The sequence below is a fragment of the Vibrio sp. 10N.222.54.A3 genome, from assembly GCF_041474095.1.
Classification (GTDB): Bacteria; Pseudomonadota; Gammaproteobacteria; order Enterobacterales; family Vibrionaceae; genus Vibrio; species Vibrio crassostreae_C.
This window is the reverse complement of the sequence record NZ_JBFRTN010000087.1, coordinates 17,963-37,428: the sequence shown is the minus strand read 5'-3', so window position 1 is coordinate 37,428 and position 19,466 is coordinate 17,963. Positions and strand designations below refer to the sequence as shown.

At 46.6% G+C, this 19,466-nt stretch carries 19 protein-coding genes and 1 pseudogene; all 20 read right to left on the bottom strand.

The features are described 5' to 3' along the window. Positions 1-168 (bottom strand): annotated as a pseudogene (locus AB4507_RS18420) (chemotaxis protein CheW); the annotation flags it as partial. Next, on the bottom strand, positions 155-937 hold the full coding sequence (locus AB4507_RS18415; RefSeq protein ID WP_017071206.1) for a ParA family protein: 783 nt from the start codon (positions 935-937) through the stop codon (positions 155-157). The gene AB4507_RS18415 and the pseudogene AB4507_RS18420, both read right to left, overlap by 14 nt. 10 nt (positions 938-947) lie before the next feature. After that, on the bottom strand, positions 948-2,072 hold the full coding sequence (locus AB4507_RS18410; protein ID WP_017060664.1) for a chemotaxis response regulator protein-glutamate methylesterase: 1,125 nt from the start codon (positions 2,070-2,072) through the stop codon (positions 948-950). Positions 2,073-2,085: 13 nt separating this feature from the next. Then, positions 2,086-4,278, bottom strand: a complete 2,193-nt coding sequence (locus AB4507_RS18405; protein ID WP_017064112.1) for a chemotaxis protein CheA — start codon at positions 4,276-4,278, stop codon at positions 2,086-2,088. 9 nt (positions 4,279-4,287) lie between these two features. Next, complete coding sequence (locus AB4507_RS18400; RefSeq protein WP_017064113.1) at positions 4,288-5,019, bottom strand: protein phosphatase CheZ; 732 nt, start codon at positions 5,017-5,019, stop codon at positions 4,288-4,290. A 105-nt stretch (positions 5,020-5,124) separates the two neighbouring features. Then, positions 5,125-5,493, bottom strand: coding sequence for a chemotaxis response regulator CheY (gene cheY / locus AB4507_RS18395; protein WP_016767062.1), 369 nt, complete (start codon positions 5,491-5,493; stop codon positions 5,125-5,127). A 42-nt stretch (positions 5,494-5,535) separates the two neighbouring features. Then, on the bottom strand, positions 5,536-6,270 hold the full coding sequence (locus AB4507_RS18390; RefSeq protein WP_017060667.1) for an RNA polymerase sigma factor FliA: 735 nt from the start codon (positions 6,268-6,270) through the stop codon (positions 5,536-5,538). Beyond that, on the bottom strand, positions 6,263-7,150 hold the full coding sequence (locus AB4507_RS18385) for a MinD/ParA family protein (RefSeq protein WP_017060668.1): 888 nt from the start codon (positions 7,148-7,150) through the stop codon (positions 6,263-6,265). Before AB4507_RS18385 ends, AB4507_RS18390 begins: the two co-directional genes overlap by 8 nt. Positions 7,151-7,163: 13 nt before the next feature. After that, positions 7,164-8,726 carry a flagellar biosynthesis protein FlhF gene (gene flhF / locus AB4507_RS18380; RefSeq protein ID WP_029235190.1) on the bottom strand — a complete coding sequence of 521 codons (1,563 nt, stop codon included), beginning with the start codon at positions 8,724-8,726 and terminating at the stop codon, positions 7,164-7,166. 27 nt (positions 8,727-8,753) lie between these two features. Then, the gene (flhA, locus tag AB4507_RS18375) at positions 8,754-10,853 is read right to left on the bottom strand and encodes a flagellar biosynthesis protein FlhA (protein ID WP_017064115.1); all 2,100 of its coding nucleotides are present in this window, start codon (positions 10,851-10,853) and stop codon (positions 8,754-8,756) included. A 210-nt stretch (positions 10,854-11,063) separates the two neighbouring features. Next, entirely contained in the window at positions 11,064-12,194 is a 1,131-nt protein-coding gene (gene flhB / locus AB4507_RS18370; RefSeq protein WP_017064116.1) for a flagellar biosynthesis protein FlhB, read from the bottom strand. A 9-nt stretch (positions 12,195-12,203) separates the two neighbouring features. Further along, complete coding sequence (fliR, locus tag AB4507_RS18365; RefSeq protein WP_017060672.1) at positions 12,204-12,986, bottom strand: flagellar biosynthetic protein FliR; 783 nt, start codon at positions 12,984-12,986, stop codon at positions 12,204-12,206. Between the two features lie 6 nt (positions 12,987-12,992). Further along, positions 12,993-13,262: a flagellar biosynthesis protein FliQ gene (gene fliQ / locus AB4507_RS18360; protein ID WP_029235191.1), complete on the bottom strand. Its 270-nt coding sequence runs from the start codon at positions 13,260-13,262 to the stop codon at positions 12,993-12,995. An 11-nt stretch (positions 13,263-13,273) separates the two neighbouring features. Then, on the bottom strand, positions 13,274-14,203 hold the full coding sequence (fliP, locus tag AB4507_RS18355; RefSeq protein WP_017064117.1) for a flagellar type III secretion system pore protein FliP: 930 nt from the start codon (positions 14,201-14,203) through the stop codon (positions 13,274-13,276). Then, positions 14,190-14,630 (bottom strand): flagellar biosynthetic protein FliO, encoded by a 441-nt coding sequence (gene fliO / locus AB4507_RS18350; RefSeq protein ID WP_017060675.1) that lies wholly within the window; start codon positions 14,628-14,630, stop codon positions 14,190-14,192. Before fliO ends, fliP begins: the two co-directional genes overlap by 14 nt. Continuing rightward, a complete protein-coding gene (fliN, locus tag AB4507_RS18345; RefSeq protein WP_004739851.1) occupies positions 14,630-15,040 on the bottom strand; it encodes a flagellar motor switch protein FliN in 411 nt (136 codons plus the stop codon). The genes fliO and fliN overlap by 1 nt, the downstream gene beginning before the upstream one ends. A gap of 29 nt (positions 15,041-15,069) precedes the next feature. Continuing rightward, on the bottom strand, positions 15,070-16,116 hold the full coding sequence (fliM, locus tag AB4507_RS18340) for a flagellar motor switch protein FliM (RefSeq protein WP_017060676.1): 1,047 nt from the start codon (positions 16,114-16,116) through the stop codon (positions 15,070-15,072). A 7-nt stretch (positions 16,117-16,123) separates the two neighbouring features. Continuing rightward, a complete protein-coding gene (gene fliL / locus AB4507_RS18335) occupies positions 16,124-16,612 on the bottom strand; it encodes a flagellar basal body-associated protein FliL (protein WP_017060677.1) in 489 nt (162 codons plus the stop codon). A gap of 90 nt (positions 16,613-16,702) precedes the next feature. Next, positions 16,703-18,832, bottom strand: coding sequence for a flagellar hook-length control protein FliK (locus AB4507_RS18330; RefSeq protein ID WP_372183066.1), 2,130 nt, complete (start codon positions 18,830-18,832; stop codon positions 16,703-16,705). A 182-nt stretch (positions 18,833-19,014) separates the two neighbouring features. Continuing rightward, positions 19,015-19,452: a flagellar export protein FliJ gene (fliJ, locus tag AB4507_RS18325; RefSeq protein WP_017060679.1), complete on the bottom strand. Its 438-nt coding sequence runs from the start codon at positions 19,450-19,452 to the stop codon at positions 19,015-19,017. Positions 19,453-19,466: the final 14 nt, after the last annotated feature.

The following is a 19,466-nucleotide window of genomic DNA, read 5'->3' as shown; positions in this document are numbered from 1 at the left end:
TGGCTCTGGCTCTGGCTCTTCAGATTGTGATTCGTCGCTCGACTCGTCAACAAAAAAATCGTCAGATTCAAAGCTTTCATCACCTAACAGCGCAGTAAAATAATCATCCAGTGCTTGTTCACTGGAGAGACTTGGCTGCGCCAATGTTGATTCTTTATTCGCGCTCATTTATCGCCAACCTTTCGAGATAAATAAGCAACTGTTTATAAGCAAATACACCACGGCTACCCGATGCAAAATGAGAGGCTGGCAAGCGCTTTAGGCTCGCATCTCGAAACTTGGTATCAATCGGCACAGCAGACGTCCAAACTTGGTTTGGGTAATCATCTTTGAGCTGCGTTAATGTTTGCAGTGAGGCTTTGGTTCGCTTGTCGTACATCGTTGGGACAATCGTAACCTTAAACGGTGTTTTGCGAGACTTCTGCATGATGGTCAAAGTGCGAATCATGCGCTCTAAGCCCTTCATCGCCAAAAACTCAGTCTGTACCGGAATCAATATACGATCGCTAGCAGCCAATGCATTGACCATCATCACACCCAGAATTGGCGGGCAATCGATCAATACATAGTCATAGTCGTCTTTCAAAGCGGCTAAAGCACGCTTCAAGATCAACCCCATGCCGCTTCGATTTCCCATTACACGGTCTAATGTCGCCAAAGACATGTGCGCAGGGATAATATCGATACCTTCGACTTCTGTTTGTAAAAGCAAAGGTCTTACCGTCTGCACGTTAAACTCACGCAACTGGAACAGATCAAACAGGCTCGATTCCACCGTATCTGAATCGTAACCCAGATAGGTGGTCAGTGATGCATGTGGGTCAGTATCAACCAACAGAACACGGTGCCCCTTCAACGCAAGTAAACCTGCTAGAGTCACGGTCGTAGTCGTTTTACCAACACCACCTTTTTGGTTTGCAACACTCCAAACAATCATTTCGATTTACCTAAGCTAACCCAACTTCGACCAAGATCCTTTCCGCGATACGGTCTAAAGGGAGGTCTTCAGTAGAAATGCCAGCTTTTGCTACAGCTTGAGGCATACCATATACAACACAGCTATCTTCGTCTTGTGCCCAAATTGTCGAGCCCGCAGTTTTCAACATACGCGAACCTTCTCGACCATCTGCGCCCATACCAGTCAGGATCATAGACAACACTTTGTCGCCGTAGATCTTCGCTGCAGAGCCGAATGTGACATCCACACAAGGCTTGTAGTTCATGCGGTCGCCGCCATCGATAATTCTTAGACGTGCAGACCCTGCGCGGCCATCCACCATCATCTGTTTACCACCCGGAGCAAGATACGCCACGCCAGGTTTTAACACATCACCGTCTTGCGCTTCGCGAACTTCAATCTTACACAAGGTGTTCAATCGGCTCGCAAAAGCAGCAGTGAATGTTGCTGGCATATGCTGAACTAACACAATTGGGTGTGGATAGTTAGCAGGGATGCGAGTCAAAATCTTCTGTAGAGCAACAGGGCCGCCAGTCGACGTACCAATTGCTGTTAATTGATACTTCTTACCTGACGCTCTGAATTTCGCCGTTGATGCAACCGCAGGCTTCGCTGTCGAAGTCGAAGCTGCTGTTGAAATCGGTTGGCGCAATGGCGTAGATGTTGCAGTCGTCGCAGTCGCTCTCGGCGCAATAGGAGCACGGCGCATAAACGCACGCTTCGCTGCAATCTGAATCACACGCTGTTGAAGCAATGCAACTGCATCGTCGCGGTTACGTGCAATGTCTTCAAACTTCTTAGGAAGGAAGTCGAGAGCACCTGCATCTAACGCATCTAACGTTGCTCTCGCTCCATCATGCGTTAACGATGAAAACATCAAAATAGGCGTTGGAGACGCGGCCATGATTTCACGAACGGCAGTGATACCGTCCATGACAGGCATTTCAATATCCATAGTGATTACGTCAGGTCTTAGCTGTTTCGCTTTTTCAACGGCTTCTTTACCGTTTACTGCTACATCAATGACTTCTAGGCGAGCCTCTGAGTTGATGATCTCGCTAACGCGACGACGAAAGAAACTCGAATCATCAACGACTAATACTTTAATCGCCATATTTATCCTTAAATTAAATTCTTGACGCAGCTGCGTACTGCTTCAACAAGTCCGGCACATCTAGAATCAATGCAATGTGTCCGTCACTTGTAATTGTCGCACCTGCCATTCCTGGCGTGCCTTGCAGAAGCTTATCAAGCGGCTTGATCACGACTTCTTCTTGACCGATAAGCGTATCGACAACAAAACCAACACGTTGGCTACCAAGTTGTACGATAACAACATGGCCGTGCCCTTTACGCAGCTCAACAATACCCGCTTTAGGAGCAAGCCAGTTTTGCAAGTAGAACAACGGAATAGACTTATCGCGAACGATAATCGTCAGCTGGCCATCAACCACGTTTGTGCGGCTTAAATCTAGGTGGAAGATCTCGTTTACAGAAGCCAATGGCAATGCAAATGGATGACCGGCAACACCGACCATCAAGGTTGGTAGAATCGCTAGGGTTAGTGGAACCTTGATGGTGATCTTGGTGCCCTGTCCCATTTCTGAATCAATATCAATAGAGCCGTTCAGTGTGTTGATCGCTGTTTTCACAACGTCCATGCCCACACCACGACCAGAGATATCCGAGATCTGCTCTTTGCTTGAGAAGCCAGGAGCAAAAATCAGGTTGAAACACTCTTTATTTGATAAGCGAGACGCTGCATCTTCATCCATCAGGCCACGTTTAACCGCGATAGCACGAAGCTTATCAGGGTCCATACCGCCACCGTCATCAACGATAGCCAGTTCAATGTGGTCACCTTCTTGAGAGGCAGACAGAATCACTTTACCCGTTTGTGATTTACCCGCAGCAACACGGTCGTTTGGCATTTCAATACCATGATCGACAGAGTTTCTCACCAAGTGAATCAGGGGATCAGCAAGTGCTTCTACTAAGTTTTTATCAAGGTCCGTTTCTTCGCCACGCATTTCAAGAACGATGTCTTTCTTCAAGCTACGAGCAAGGTCACGGACAACTCGTGGGAAGCGACCAAATACTTTCTTGATCGGCTGCATACGAGTCTTCATTACCGCACCTTGAAGGTCTGCAGTAACAACATCTAAGTTAGAGACAGCTTTCGACATTTCTTCGTCGTTGCTGTTGAGGCCTAGGCTGACTAGTCGGTTACGCACCAATACCAGTTCACCCACCATGTTCATGATGGTGTCCAGTGTTGATGTATCAACACGAACTGTCGCTTCAGCTTGTTGCTTCTTAGCCGGCACTTTAACTTCAGCTTTTGCTGGAGCGCTCGGTTTTGGCTCAGCTTTAACGGCAACTGGCGCAGCAGGTTTAGGCGCAGCTTGAGGTGCTACTGCCTTAACTTCTGCTGGCTTAGTCGCGGCATCCAATTCTTCAATCGAAGGTCCATTACCTGAGCCATGTAGTTGGTCAAGTAACTTCTCGAACTCTTCGTCAGTCATCAGATCATCGCCTTCAGACATCGCCGAAACAGGTGCTGCTGGCGGCGTTGGCGGTGGAGGAGGCGTTGAACTTGCCGCTGTCGGGCTCTTACCCGCACCGTGCAATTCATCTAATAACTTTTCAAATTCGTCATCAGTAATATCACCACTGTCAGCAACAGACTGAGGTGCAGCGGGTGCTGGCGGCGGTGTTGGTGCAGAAGGCGCTGTTGGTGAACCACCTTTACCGTGAAGCTCATCAAGCAAGCGTTCAAACTCATCTTCAGAGATATCATCGACTGAAGATGCATTGATGTTTGAGCTTTCAGCAGTAGGTTCCGGAGCAATAACAGGCTCAGGCGCTGCAACAACAGGTTCAGGGATAATAGGTGCAGGCGCTTCTACTGGTGCCACTTCATCCGCAGACTCTGGTTTACAGAGACGGTGAAGTTCATCCAATAAAGATTGGTCGGCTGGCACTAAAGGTTCCTGATCTTGCACGGCGCGAAACTGTACATTGACTGTATCTAGCGCCTGCAGCATGGTATCCATCAAACCTGATGTTACGCTGCGTTGGCCGTTTCGCAGAATGTCGAACACATTCTCAGCACCATGACAAGTATCCACCAGCTCAGTTAATGCTAGGAAACCAGCACCACCTTTTACTGTATGGAAACCACGGAAAATAGCATTTAATAGGTCTTTGTCGTCAGGGTTATTCTCAAGCTCTACCAGTTGTTCTGATAGGAGTTCAAGGATCTCTCCTGCTTCGACTAAAAAGTCCTGAAGAATATCTTCGTCTAAATCGTAGCTCATACGTTACCTTTAAAATCCAAGACTGGATAACAAATCGTCGACTTCATCTTGAGATGCGACAGCGTCTTCGCGCTCTTCTGGGTTCATAATTGGACCTTCAGGCGCAATCGATGCTTTCTTCTCTGACTCTGGAGTTGGCTCTTTTTGATTCGCACCGAATACCGTGAGAATCTCGACCAAACGTCCTTCCACCTCATTCACCAAGGTAATAACTTTGCTGATTATCTGCCCAGTTAAATCTTGGAAATCCTGAGCCATCAAGATTTCAGTCAATTGTCCGCGTAGTTCAGTACTGTCGCCTTCTACTTGGACAAGCAATCCATCAATGCGGTGACATAAAGCTTTAAATTGTGCCAGCTCAATGCGGCCATGCATCAGTTCATTCCATTGAGGCCTTACTTGAAGTAAACACTCGTGTAGGTTGTCTGCGATTGGCATACAGCGATCGACAGCGTCCATCGTCTTATTTGCCGCAACTTCCGTTTTATCAATGACATACTGAAGGCGATCCCTTGCATCAGGGATTTCGTCATTTGCGATAACGCTGATGCGTTCATCGAAATTGAATTGAGTCAAAGAGTCGTGGAGGTCGCGTGTCAGACTTCCTATTTCTTGAAGCATTGGATTGTCTTGAAGACTAAAGTTATCTTCATAAATGCTTCTCACAAGAGAATCAGCATTTTGCTGCTCATCGTTCTCAAGCAGCTCTACTAATTTTTTTGCTTGTTCTAATGAAATCATCCTGAATTCGGCCTTACTCCGCATACTTTGTGCGCTTAGGCTATCGAGATAAACAGATAACTTATCAGTCAGTGTTTACCTAGAAGTGCCTAAATTTATTGATGCTTATAAGCGATCAAAAATCTTATCAAGTTTCTCTTTCAGCGTTGCAGCAGTGAAAGGCTTCACAATGTAACCATTAACACCCGCTTGCGCAGCTTCGATGATCTGCTCACGCTTCGCTTCAGCTGTGATCATAAGCACTGGAAGGTGCTTAAGTTCTGCGTCTGCGCGAATGTGTTTAAGCAGGTCAATCCCTTGCATGCCTGGCATGTTCCAGTCAGTTACCACGAAATCAAATTCGCCTTTTTTCAGCATAGGTAACGCGGTCAAGCCATCATCTGCTTCTTGAGTGTTGTTGAAACCTAAATCGCGAAGTAGGTTTTTAACAATTCGGCGCATCGTTGAAAAATCATCAACAATGAGAATTTTCATGTTTTTGTTCAAATTAGCCTCCACTGAATAGGATCAGTGTTGTTAGTCGTTCTGTGTCCAAGCACTTAACTTAGTGCGTAAACGCTGCATAGATTGGCTCAGTATTTGGCTGACACGAGATTCGCTGACACCTAACACTTCCCCAATCTCTTTTAAATTGAGTTCTTCGTCGTAATAAAGCGAAAGCACAAGGCCTTCCCTTTCCGGAAGTTGTTTTATCGAATCGATCAAAGCTTGGCGGAATGACTCATCAGCAACCCCTTGAAAAGGCGTATTATCTTGAGAGTCTTCATTCGGAGATATTACATCATCTGAGACGCCTAAATCTTCAATTCCAACCAGTCTTGAGCAATTAATGTCAGTTAAAGCACTGTGATACTGCTCTAAACTGAGCCCCATGTGTTTTGCCACTTCGGCATCACTCGGGTCGCGGTTGAGGATACCCTCTAATTCCGCAATTGCACTGCTGATTTCTCGATTGTTCTTATGAACCGATCTCGGCACCCAGTCCCCACGGCGAATGTCATCCAACATTGCCCCGCGAATCCGAATACCAGCATACGTCTCAAAGCTTGCGCCTTTGGTACCATCATAGTTTTGTTGCGCTTCAATCAAGCCGATCATGCCAGCTTGAATTAAGTCATCAACCAATACATTAGGCGGTAATCGCCCCAACAAGTGATGAGCGATACGTTTAACCAACACAGAGTACTTCTCAAAAAAAGCCTGTTGGCTATTGTGATTAGCGTGTTGGTCGTAAGTAAGCGCTTTATTCACCAAATGGTTCCTCTATAAATTCAGTACGATTCAGCAGCCTTTCAACAAAGAACTCCAAGTGTCCGCTCGGTGTTTTTGGTATTGGCCAGGTCAAGGCTTTGTTAGCCAAAGAGCTGATTGCCAATGCAGCTGGAGAGCGAGGAAACGCATCGACTACGATTTTCTGTCTCTTGACTGATTGACGTACTTTATCATCTAAAGGAATACATGCTACGAGTTCGAGGCTCACATTCAAGAAGCGCTCTGTGACCAAAGTCAACTTTGCAAATAATTCTCGGCCTTCGCGGTAGCTTCTGACCATATTTGCAACAACTTTGAATCGCTGAACTTGGTGTTCTCTGCTTAAAAGCTTAATCAAAGCATATGCATCCGTGATCGAGGTAGGTTCATCACATACCACGACAACCACGTCTTGCGCCGCTCTTGAGAAGCTGATCACCATGTCCGAAATACCGGCTGCGGTATCAACCAACAAGATATCCATCTCGTCTTCAAGCGAACCGAATGCGCGAATCAAACCAGCATGCTGTGCGTGTGAAAGTTCAGTCATGCTTTGAGTGCCCGATGTCGCTGGAATAATTTTAATTCCGTGCGGCCCTTCGACAATCGCATCCTTAAGTTCACATTCGCCAGCCAACACATGCCCAAGGTTTCGTTTAGAACGAATACCTAGCATGATATCGACGTTCGCTAGTCCTAAATCGGCATCTAGCACCATGACTTTTTTGCCTTGGCGCGCCATGCAAATAGCCATACCTAACGTCACATTAGATTTACCAACGCCTCCCTTACCACCGGTTACAGCGATAACTTTTGTGAGTGAAGGCTTGGTTAAGCGACGGAGGCCGCTAGCTTGGTCATGTATCATATTTTCATTCATATTTATCCGCCGCCTAGAGCCCTTCAGAATCGCTATTCCAGTAATGAGGTTCATTCTCTGTAGATTTTTCTAATAGCTCATTAGCCTTAGCAATCATGTACTTTGGCTGAGCTATAACGATATCTTCAGGAACTCGTTGACCATTTGCTATGTAAGCAACTGGTAATGCATTTTGTATTACGACACTGATGAATTCACCTAGACTTAGGGATTCATCCAGCTTAGTCATGATGCATCCCGACAACGGGATTCTTCTAAAGTGTTCAATTGTTTCTTGCAGCACTTTGCGTTGCGCGGTTGCAGGCAACACAAGGTAGCTATTGATAACGGAACCACTCTCTTGCATCAATGTGTCTAACTGCTCAGATAGGCGAACATCTCGCTGTCCCATGCCTGCAGTATCGACCAGAATCAGGCGACGATTACGTAACTGATATATTACATCGGCCAGTTCGCTAGAATCTTTAGCAACTCTTACAGGACAACCCATAATTCGGCCGTAGATCGATAACTGCTCATGTGCACCTATACGATATGTGTCAGTTGTCACTAGTGCGACGTTATCAGCGCCATATTCCATGGCAGCACGTGCAGCTAGCTTTGCAACAGTCGTTGTTTTACCCACGCCGGTTGGGCCAAGTAGAGCCACAATACCGCCGCGTTTTAAAATATCTTTTTGTGTAACGGAGATTTGGTCAGCAACCAGAGCTAACAGAGCCTTCCATGCACGTGCAGGTTTAGTATCTTCAGGAATGTAGCAAGCCATTTGATCGGCAAGCTCTGCAGATACACCCATACGTTCAAGGCGCTTAATAAGCATGGCTCTCAGTGGTTCACGGCGCTCAACTTCTTGCCACATCAACCCAGAAACTTGATGCTCTAACAGACGACGAATTGAGGTCATCTCTTCGCGCATCGTTTCCATTTCAGTATCAGAACCTTTGGACTGAGTGTTCTCTCGACCACGATCATAACGGGTAGGATCCAAGCGAGGTGTCGGGCGCTCTACTCTGCGGTCTTCAGCAATCAACTTAGACAAACCCGTTTCACGAGCAAATGCAGAATCAAGATTTCCGTGAGACTGTTGGTTACCGTGAGATTGCTGATGGCCATGAGACTGCAAATTGCTTTGAGTCTGATGACTATGAGGCTTATGGCCCGTGCTTGATTGGCGATTGAGCAATGCTGACAATGAATCTTCATTTTCTGCACGATGCTGTGGCTCATCATCGGCGCCATGACTGTATTGCTTAAGCATATTCGCAAAGCGCTTAGTCATTGAGCGTCCACCTTCAACATTCGACTGTAGGCTAACCTTGTCATCGTCTAGTTGACGTCGCCCAGCAGGAGCTGCGGGCGCGGCCATTTGCGTATATTGGCTTTGTGCAGGCTGCTGAGGTTTATTTAATCTCTGGCTCGCTGTCGACGGGCTGGATTCGCCATCAATAGCGGCAACAATTTCCACGCCACCTGCGACCTTTTTGTTAGACATGATCACCGCTTCTGAACCAAGTTCTTCTTTAACTTGGAGCAGAGCCGTTCGCATATCTTTTGCAAAAAATCGTTTAATTTTCAATTCGATTGTCCGTTCTAATTAGGCGGCTTAATTACCAACAGCTTGTACTATACGTATCTGCTTTTCGTCCGGTATTTCTTGGTAAGACAAGACTCGCAAGCTTGGGATCGTGTTCTTCACGAACTTAGCCAGAGTCGAACGCAACACGCCAGAGGTCAATAGTACCGCGGGCTCACCTTTCAGCTCTTGCTCTTGTGTAGCGTGGCTGAGAGAGGTCTGTAAACGTTCGGCTAAACCAGGTTCAATACCAGCAGATTCTCCGCCGGATGCCTGCATGGTTTGATGCAAGATTTGTTCCAGCTCAGGAATCAAGGTTATCACTGGTAACTCGGGCTCTATACCATTGATTTCCTGAACAATTAATCGTTTCAATGAGATGCGAACCGCCGCAGTAAGTATGTCAGGTTCTTGACTCTTACCTGAATACTCCGACAAAGTTTGGACTATGGTTCGAATGTCACGAATTGGAATCGCTTCATTCAGCAGGTTCTGTAGCACTTTCACAACCACACCCAACTGCAATTGATCCGGTACAAAACCTTCCACCAGCTTAGGTGTTGAGCGGCTGAGCATCTCAAGTAAGTTCTGAACTTCTTCGTGGCCAATGAGCTGCGATGCGTTGTTGGTTAGCAGCTGGCTAAGGTGTGTCGCCAGTACTGTAGAAGAATCTACAACGGTATAACCTAGAGCTTGTGCGTGTTCACGCTGCTCTTCACGAATCCAAACCGCTTCAAGGCCAAAGGCAGGGTCAATCGTCGGCTCGCCATCGATCATGCCATAGACTTGGCCCGGGTTAATCGCGAGCTCCATGTCTGGCTTAATCTCAGCTTCACCCACAGCAACACCCATCAGGGTAATACGGTAGCTGTTTGGTGTCAGTTCTAGGTTATCGCGAATGTGTACCGCTGGGATCAAGAAACCAAAGTCTTGAGACAGCTTTTTACGCACACCTTTAACGCGTTCAAGCAATTCACCACCTTGATCTCTATCAACCAAAGGAATTAAACGGTAACCCACTTCTAAACCAATAATATCGACAGGTTGAACATCATCCCAAGAGAGCTCCTTCTGAGAGCCTACTTCTCCATTCGCTTCAACTGTCGCCGGAAGGTTAGGCTCTTCCGCCTTCTTCTTGTTCTTTTTATCGATGTAATACGCCCCCGCGCCTGCAACGATGGCAAGGCTCAAGAACGAGAAATGTGGCATACCCGGAACAATACCCATGATGCCAAGGATGGCGGCGGTGATCATCAAGGCTTTTGGATTGTCGAACATCTGGAAGACAAGTTGCTCACCCATATCTTCATCAGTATTTTGGCGCGTTACCATCATCGCAGCTGCAATAGACAGTAATAGAGATGGAATTTGTGCAACCAGACCATCACCGATAGTCAGTAGCGTGTAGATTTCGATTGCTTCACCAAAACCAAGATCAAACTGAGCCATACCAATGCTCAAGCCACCAATGATGTTGATGAATAAGATTAAGATACCAGCGATCGCATCGCCTTTAACAAACTTAGAAGCACCGTCCATCGAACCGTAGAAGTCAGCTTCTTTGGTGACTTCAAAACGTCTCAGACGCGCTTGGTCTTGGTCGATCAAACCTGCGTTCAAGTCGGCATCGATTGCCATCTGTTTACCCGGTAAGGCGTCTAACGTGAAACGCGCGCTTACTTCCGAGATACGACCCGCACCTTTGGTTACAACCATGAAGTTGATGATCATAAGAATCAAGAACACCACTAAACCAACCGCGTAGTTACCACCGATAACCACGTTACCGAAGGCTTCAATCACGTTACCTGCCGCGTCGCCACCTTCGTGACCATGGAGCAATACCACACGTGTCGAAGCAACGTTCAAGGCCAATCGAAGTAGAGTCGCAATCAGCAGGACGGTCGGGAATGCAGCGAAATCTAAAGGCCTGCGGGTATAAACCGATACCAATAGCACAACCATAGACAGTGCAATATTGAAGGTGAAGAACATATCCAACAAGAAAGCTGGAATGGGCAACACCACCATAGCAAGCGTTGCAAGTACCATAACAGGTGCACCAATCGCAGGCATGGCACGGTTAGGGATTTTAGGTAGCTTGTCCACAAAAGGCAGGGAGAATTTCATAAATCTAGACAGTTTCGCTATGTTGTAGCTCTCTGAACAAGTGGATTAGGTCTTAGTCAGGGCTGTTTGCTATGGGCTTATAATGTTCAGGCTACTACAGCAAACACTGTACCAACATCTCACGTCAAATTATCGCCATCACCTCTATAAAAGGAAGATTAGCTAGCTCGCTATTATCAGGGTTCATCACGCAGAGCTCAAGCAATTGATCTAATGACGTAAATCAGGTGGGATCGGCATATTAGAATCTTGCAGCTTTGGTCGCTCACCACCTCGCTTTCGGTACTGTTTAAGCTGGAAAACATATGCAAGCACTTGTGCAACTGCTGTAAACAGACCGTCAGGAATTTGTTGTTCTAGCTCAGTGGTATGATAAAGCGCCCTCGCCAATGGCGGCGCTGGAACGATATAGATGTCATTTTCACGCGCAATCTCTCGGATCTTCATCGCCATGTGGTCGACACCTTTAGCAACCACAATTGGTGCTTTGTCTTGATTCTGCTTATAGCGCAGCGCCACTGAAAAGTGTTCCGGGTTGGTCACAATCACATCTGCTTGAGGAACGTCTGCCATCATGCGACGCTGAGCCGCTTCCCTTTGAAGCATACGAATTCGGCCTTTCACTTCCGGCTTACCTTCAGTATCTTTGAATTCGTCTTTGACTTCTTGTTTGGTCATCTTCAATTGATCGGCGTGTTGCCAGATCTGGAACGGGATATCAATCGCCACCACAATCAGCAGTGAGCAGCTGATCAACAGGATGAAATTGAGCAAGATATCCAAGGCATGAAAGATGTTCTGCGGGTACACATCCATACTCAGCTGCATTAAATCATGCTGAGAGGCTTGAATCAGATAAATCGCCATCCCCGATACGAGCGCTACTTTAAGAATAGACTTGAGCAGTTCAACCCAACTTTGCAGGCCAAACATACGCTTGATACCACTCAGTGGGTTGAGCTTAGACGCCTTTGGCATCGCCGCTTGCATTGAGAAGTTAATCCCACCGACACCCGCAGCGCCGATGACGGCAGCAACAAACAAGGTTATCAGTATCAAAAACAGCGGGAACAGCAGGTTCACCAGTGCACCACCGGCAATTTCTAAGAGTTTATTGGTGTCAAAGATCTCGTCGCGACTCAAAGAGAACAGGCGTTGCATCGCCTCGAACAAAGCCTTCGCCATCGATTCGCCAAACCACATTAATGCAATCGCACCGACAATAAGTACCGACGCTGACGCTAGCTCTTTTGACCTTGCAACCTGCCCTTTCTCTTTGGCCTGTTGCAAGCGTTTGGGCGTGGCGTCTTCTGTGCGTTCTTGACCGTCTGACTCTGCCATTTCAGTCTCCTAGCAATCTAACCGGATTAGACGACATATCTGTTGTTCGCCCTGCATCCAAAATAGCTCATAGTGACTATATAAGCCGCCAAGGATGTACCAACAAAGCAACAGACCCACGAGTAGCGCAAATGCAAAACCCAAAGAAAAGATGTTTAATTGAGGTGCCGCACGCGTCATTACACCAAAAGAAAGGTTAATCGTTAGCAGCGCAATAATCCCCGACAATGACATCGCTAATGCCGTTTTGAACATGATGCCGAGCCACAACGCGAGCTCTCGAAAATCCACAGAGGTTAGAGAGCCACTGCCAATCGGCAAGGTCTTAAAACTAAACACCACCAGCTGCAGCATTTTCAAGTGACCATCGGTCGCCAAAAAAAACATGGTCGCTAGCAGCATGAACAGCTGACCAAGTACCGGCGTGTTTTGCCCGTTAGCCGGGTCGACCATTGATGCAAAACCCAAGCTCGATTGCATACCGAGGATCTGACCCAGCATAACAAAGGTTTGAATCATGAACTGGGTAACAAAACCCATGGCCACGCCAATCACAATTTGCTCGAAGACAGTCAGGAAGCCTTGAAAGGACAGAAGTTCAATCTCTTTGGGAACGGCCGGAATCGCAGGCATCACCGCAAAAGTGATCGCCAAGCCTAAATACAGACGAATACGCGGCGACACGAAGCGTGCCCCTGTTACCGTCATCACCATCAGCATCGCTGAGATGCGAGTGTATGGCCAAAAATAATTAGCTAACCACTCTAGTACAAGGCTCGTTGGGTATTCCATATCGGTTTAATACAGAACTTGCGGCAAGCGTTCGATGAGCTCAAAAAAGAACTCCATCATCATCTGGGTCATCCAGTGTGCGAATAGCATCAACGCCAACAAAGTTACGATCAAACGCGGCAGGAAACTCAGGGTTTGTTCGTTGATTGAGGTCGCAGCTTGGAAAACAGCCACAACCAAACCGATCAGCAGGCTAGGAATAATGATGGCGCAAACCATGATTAATACCATCCAAAGGGCATCTCGGAACAACTCTACGAATATTTCAGGATTCATTATTCCCCCAGCTACAAGGCAAAACTGCCGGCGAGTGTGGAGAGTATCAAGTTCCAGCCATCAACAAGAACAAACAGCATCAACTTAAACGGCAGCGATACAATCATCGGTGACAACATCATCATACCCATAGCCATCAATACCGATGCCACCACCAAGTCGATGATTAGGAAAGGCAAGAACAGCATAAATCCGATTTGGAAAGCCGTTTTTAATTCCGATGTGATAAATGCTGGAATCAGAACCGCCATCGAAACATCTTCAGGGTTAGTCACTTCCGCGCCAGAAATCTCAACAAAGGTTTCAAGATCTTTGATTCGAGTCTGCTTGAGCATGAAGGATTTAATCGGTTTTTGGGCAACATCAAATGCCTGTCGTGCCGATATCTGTTCATTAAGATAAGGCTGAACTGCTTGTTCGTTAACTTGATTAATCACTGGCGACATGATGAAGAAGGTCAAGAATATCGCGATACCAATAATGACTTGGTTAGACGGTGTTTGTTGTAGACCCATCGCCTGACGCAAGATAGACATCACAACCACAATACGAGTGAACGATGTCATCAAAATCACCATCGCCGGCAAGAAGCCAAGCATGGTCATTAACGCGAGAATTTGCAGGTTAATCGAGTAGTCTTCACCGCCATTGGCATTGGTTGTCATGGTAAAGGCAGGTATGCCGCCACCATTGCCAGTCAAGCTGCCCGTGGTCATGGTTGTCGATTTGGCTTGGTCTTGTTCCATCGTGCTGATAGTGACCGATTCCGAGCCAGCGGTATTCGCAGGAATGACGGTGCCGTCTTCAGCTTGTGCAAATACCGACACACTGAATACGATTGAGCATAGGAGAATAAGCTGAACCAACCACACTTTCACCGCTCGGAAAGCTCCGGCTTGGTGAAAGTAAGAGGAGTTCAAAAGTCCGTTACTTGTTTGCATCTTTTTTTATTAGCTGGGAAAGCTGACTTGAAAATGTACTTTTTTCCAGCATCTCCTGAGTAAGAGGTTTATCGAGCTTAGAGATCAGCTGAATCGATTGTGTGGTAATCCCTACCAAGAACTGTTCATCACCCGCTTGCACAATAGCGATACGCTCTTTAGTACCAACAGGGATTTGCCTAACAATCGCCAAACCTTGTTGATTCGACATCGCAGGTACTTGCATTCGCTTGAGTAGCCAAGCAATAAATAAAATGAAGGCTATAACGAAAATTAGCGACCCAAAGGTGGTCGCTAAATCGAGAGAAGGCGGTGTTGCTGCAAAGGCAATGGAAGGAGCCGTTAATAGCCCTACTCCCAAGATTCCTCGTAACAAACCTGTCATTCCGAGAAAAGAGCCCGCAAGTCTTTGAGACAAAAAGCTCATTAACGCAGCTTCTTAATTCGTTCTGTTTGGCTAATAACGTCAGTCAAACGAATACCAAACTTGTCGTTCACCACAACCACTTCACCATGAGCAATCAAGGTACCGTTTACCATCACATCCAGTGACTCACCAGCGATTCGATCTAGCTCAACAACCGAACCTTGGTTCAACTGAAGTAAATTACGGATACTGATCTGAGAGCGACCAACTTCCATCGAAATAGTCACTGGAATATCCATAATGGTATCCAGCTTACGACGCTCATCTTCAGAAATCGGAGATGATGAATCGGTTAGCTCATCAAGTGGTGCCGCAAGCACATCATCAACATCAATTGACGGCGCTGAAGGATCTTCACCAAGTGCTGCAGCCCATTCGTCTGCTAGCTTTTGATCTTCACTAGGTTCCATTACCAATTCCTATACTTTTATCTATTTTACTATTCGTCGTCATCATCACTGTTTTCGAGCTCAGACAATAAGTCTTTACCTAGAAAAGCGAGATCAGTTTTAACCACATGTGGTCTTTGAATTTTTTCCGAAATCTGTACTGCAAGCTTCTCACCAGAACGGCCCATTTTCACACGATAAGTCGGCAGTTCTTCGACAAACATGGTTGCGTGCTCAGGCATGTTCATTGGGATAACATCACCAGGGCGCAGCTCCATCAGATCACGAAGGGAAATATCTTGCTCTAGCAAATTCACGCGGAAATTGACGGGCACATCCATGATCTCATCACGCAGTGCGGTACTCCAACGAACATCGGTTTCCATCTTGTCTGATTGAACACCCGCATCAAGCAGTTCACGGATCGGCTCAACCATGGAGTAAGGCATGACAACGTGGAAGTCACCACCACCGCCATCCACTTCAATGTGGAACGAACTCACAACAATCACTTCGGTTGGGCTCACAATGTTCGCCATACTTGGGTTCACTTCGGAATCCAAGTATTCAAACTCAACCCCCATCACTGGCGACCAAGCTTCTTTGTAATCTTCAAAAACAATTTTCAGCAGTAACTGAATGATTCGTCTTTCAGTAGGCGTGAATTCACGACCTTCAATCTTGGCGTGGAAACGACCATCACCGCCAAAAAAGTTCTCTACGAGAATGAAAACCAGACGAGCTTCCATGGTGATGAGTGCCGTACCTTTCAATGGACGGAAACGAACCATGTTTAAACTGGTGGGTACATACAATGTGTTTTGGTACTCACCAAACTTCATCATCTGTACGCCGTTGATCGACACTTCAGCCGTTTTACGTAACATATTAAACAAGCTGATACGCATATGACGTGCGAAGCGCTCGTTAATAAGTTCAAGGGTCGGCATTCGACCACGGACGATTCGATCTTGAGATGAGAAGTCGAAATTGACCGCATTGTCATTTTCGGTTTCTAAGACATCTTCAACTTCTTCAACATCATCAACGCCATGTAACAGCGCATCAATTTCGTCTTGGCTTAATAAATCGGTCACAAATTACCTATTGAATTACGAAGTCAGTGAATAACACTTTTTCAATCACAGGCTGGCCAACAGCTTGAGCCAGGCTTGCTTTAATATCTTCTGTTGCCTTATTACGCAGTTCCACGCGGCCTGTTGGTGAGCGCAATTGATCAACCGTTGCCGAAGCGAACGTGGCCAGTAGCGTACTTTCTACAAGTGGAGAGTGGTAACGAGCCAGGTCTTCATTCTTACTGCCACGTACCATGAGCTGTGCTTTTATCTGAACTAGGCGATCTTTTTTGTCACCTGTCACATTAAACAAGAAGGGCTGAGGAATATTAACATACATAACCGGCTCTGCAGCGACCACAGCCGTTGCTGGCTGAGACTGAGATTCAGAGGCGCTATCGTCAGAACCTAAGAAAAAGTACAGCGCACCACCTATACCAAGCAGTAACACAACTACGGCAATAATAATTATAAGGAGCTTGCTCTTCCCTTTAGGTGCATCTTGTTCTTCGGCCATATCTTACTCTAACTTCCTGTTCTTGCGATTAACTGATGGTTCTTTTTATTAACTGGTTTTTTCTATTAACCAAGCGTTCTTAGCCTGATATTAGGCATAATAACTAATTCCATCACGCTTTGATGCGACATTCAATTCAAGATTACTGTCACTATCAAGGTTTTCATCACCTTGCGTATCATTTGTGCGGTTAGCGCCGGATTGTTGCTCACCATTGTTGTATCTATCTTGTCCCTGACCGGAGTTCTGTTGTTGAACAGACGAATCGGCAAGCTGCAGACCTTGCTGAGCAAGCATCTCTCTCAAGCGAGGTAAGGTTTGTTCAATCACATCTCTCGCTTGCTGATTACTCACCGTAAAGTGCACGTTTGCCACGTCATTATTCATGGTCATGCGGATTTTCATTTGGCCCAATTCTGGTGGGTCGAGACGAATGTCCAAGTTCTTAAGGTTCTTAGACATCATCATTTGTACTTTTTCAGCCACTTGCTCATTGGCTAGCTCTTTGGTGAGCTGTAAGGGCGCTTGTTGAGCAGCTTGAATTTCAGCTCGCGTAGGTGCTGAACCCACCGTTGCCGTACCTTGTGCACCAGCCGCAGAAGCGATCTGCTGAGCAAAGGTCGAATCTTTAGAATCTTCTTTAGCACCCGCTTTACCCAAACCAGACAGTGCTGCTGCACCGGCGCCCGCTTTAAGAAGCGTATCAGTCGAGCCTGCTTTTGTGGCAGCTGGCGTTGCATTCATCGCCATTCCTTGCGCGGTTAAAGCTGGATCCAACGTTGCTTGCTGCTGAGGTGAAGCCACATTAGCTTGTTGAGCTGCGGCCTGTTGGGCTGCATGTGCATTATTGGCGTGCAGCATTGCCGCCTTGTCCGTAAGAGCATTGTTTGCTGATTGAGAAGCGGCCTGCGCTGACACTTGTTGTGTAGCCGTCGCTACAGCTGCTGTTGATGCTGCCGCAGCTAAGGCTTTAGTTTCGCTTGAATCCGTATTATCCCAATCGATAGCAGTGGGTTCACCAGACGCACTGTTCGCAACCGGAGCTTGACTTAGCAAAGCTGTTACTTGTTGTTGAACGTTAGCGAGCTGTTGATTCAACAGGTCTAGGTTAGAGGTCGCTTTAGCCAAAGCGGCTTGCTCATCAACCGTCAACTTAGCGCCACTTTGTTGCTTATCAAGCAAGCTATCGACAACAGACTGCTCTGATTCGATTTGTCCATTCAATTGGTTTAGCGCTTTGGTATGGGCATCTACTTGCTTTGCCAGTTCAATATCCACGGCTGACAATGCTTGGCTCTGCTCGGCAGCAACCGCACTAGCTGCATTCTTTTGGCTCAGCTCTCGGCTCATACTGGCTTCAATTTGTTCTGGAGTGACGCCTTTATCCATCAACTGTCGAATTTCAGTATCAGTTAGCTGAGAAACACCCTTACCTCCGGTAAGTACAGCGATTTCAGAATCGACTTCAAGGCTCTTCTCCTGATTTGCAGCCTTAGCTTGTTGTGTCGCCTTATCCGTAACGGAAACTCCTGCAACAGAAGCACCGGTGATATTACCTTGGGCTTGTTCTACCTGACCTTGCTGAGGCAAGCCTTTGCCGTTTGGCGCTTGATTTAGGGTTTTGTTTGCCTCATCCAATTGACCAAGCAATTTATTGCCTTCGCTCATCGCTGCATTGGCTTGCGATGCCTGCGTAGCACCATCTACCGCTGATGGACCCTGAGTTTGGGATTGAGCAATATGTTCTTTAGATTCGTTAGTCGTATCCTGCGCATCTTTACCATCTGCCTTATCTGCAACAGTCTTATCAGCGACAGTGCTATCAGTGCCCGAATTGGCTTTGAGCTGAGCCTCAGATCCAGACGCAGCCTCTGCTGATGTTTTATCAGCAGCTTTCTCGCCTTCTACTTCTGAAGCTGCTTGCTTGCTTTGCGCTTCGCTCACTTCGTCAGTAGCCTTTGATTCAGCGGAATCACCTTTGTTCGCTTCGGCTGACGCTTCACCTTCGGTAGATGTCTGTTTAGTATCAGGTTTCGCAGTGCTTTCTGTGTCTTTTGCTGCGACTTTACTGTCACTTTCTTCAAAGCCGAGCGCTTCTTTAAAGGACTCAAAGAAACCTTTAGAGTCGCCGGTTTCTTCTACCTTGGAAGAGGCAGAACCGGTGTCCAACAACGATGACATTTTGTTGGTCGCTGAATTTGAGGAAAGACTAACATTCATATATACAAGCTCTATCTACTAGCTTTGCTGCCATGAATCAGGCAACAAAAAGAAAGTCGGATGCTTTTCATGCCTTTGGTGGGCATAACGCGCAATTTTATATAAAACGGAGCAAGAAACATGCCTATAAGTTCGGTTTTCACAATATAGAGAACAGCACTGACGTCATTCGTGGCTTAGGATCACATCTTCTTTCGGCTGTATAACAGAGTCGAAAATTCATCCATTTGCTTTTGTTCTCTTCGATCTTGCAGCTTTGCTTTCTCTTTCTGCTTTTTCTCCATCAACCACTCGTAGGATTTACGTTTTTTGCGTAACTCCATCCAGTAGCTTTGGCAGTTGTCGACTTGATTTTTAAAGTGGTGCTCGGCTTCTCTCTGTTTGGATAATGTTTCATCCAACTGAGTTAAGAAGCGGTTCAAGTGACCATATTGGCTCGCCGTTAAGCCTGCCTTGCCGCGGTCAACGAGCTGCTGACAGTAATCCAGTCGATACTTTTCAATCTGCGCAACCTGCTCATAGTAGCCTTGCAGCTCAGAGTTCGCTTTGTTGAGCGCAAGTACCGCTTGGTTCTCTTGATCTTTGGCTTGATCGAGCAAAAATTCTAATGCGTTATCCATGACTAACCTTATTC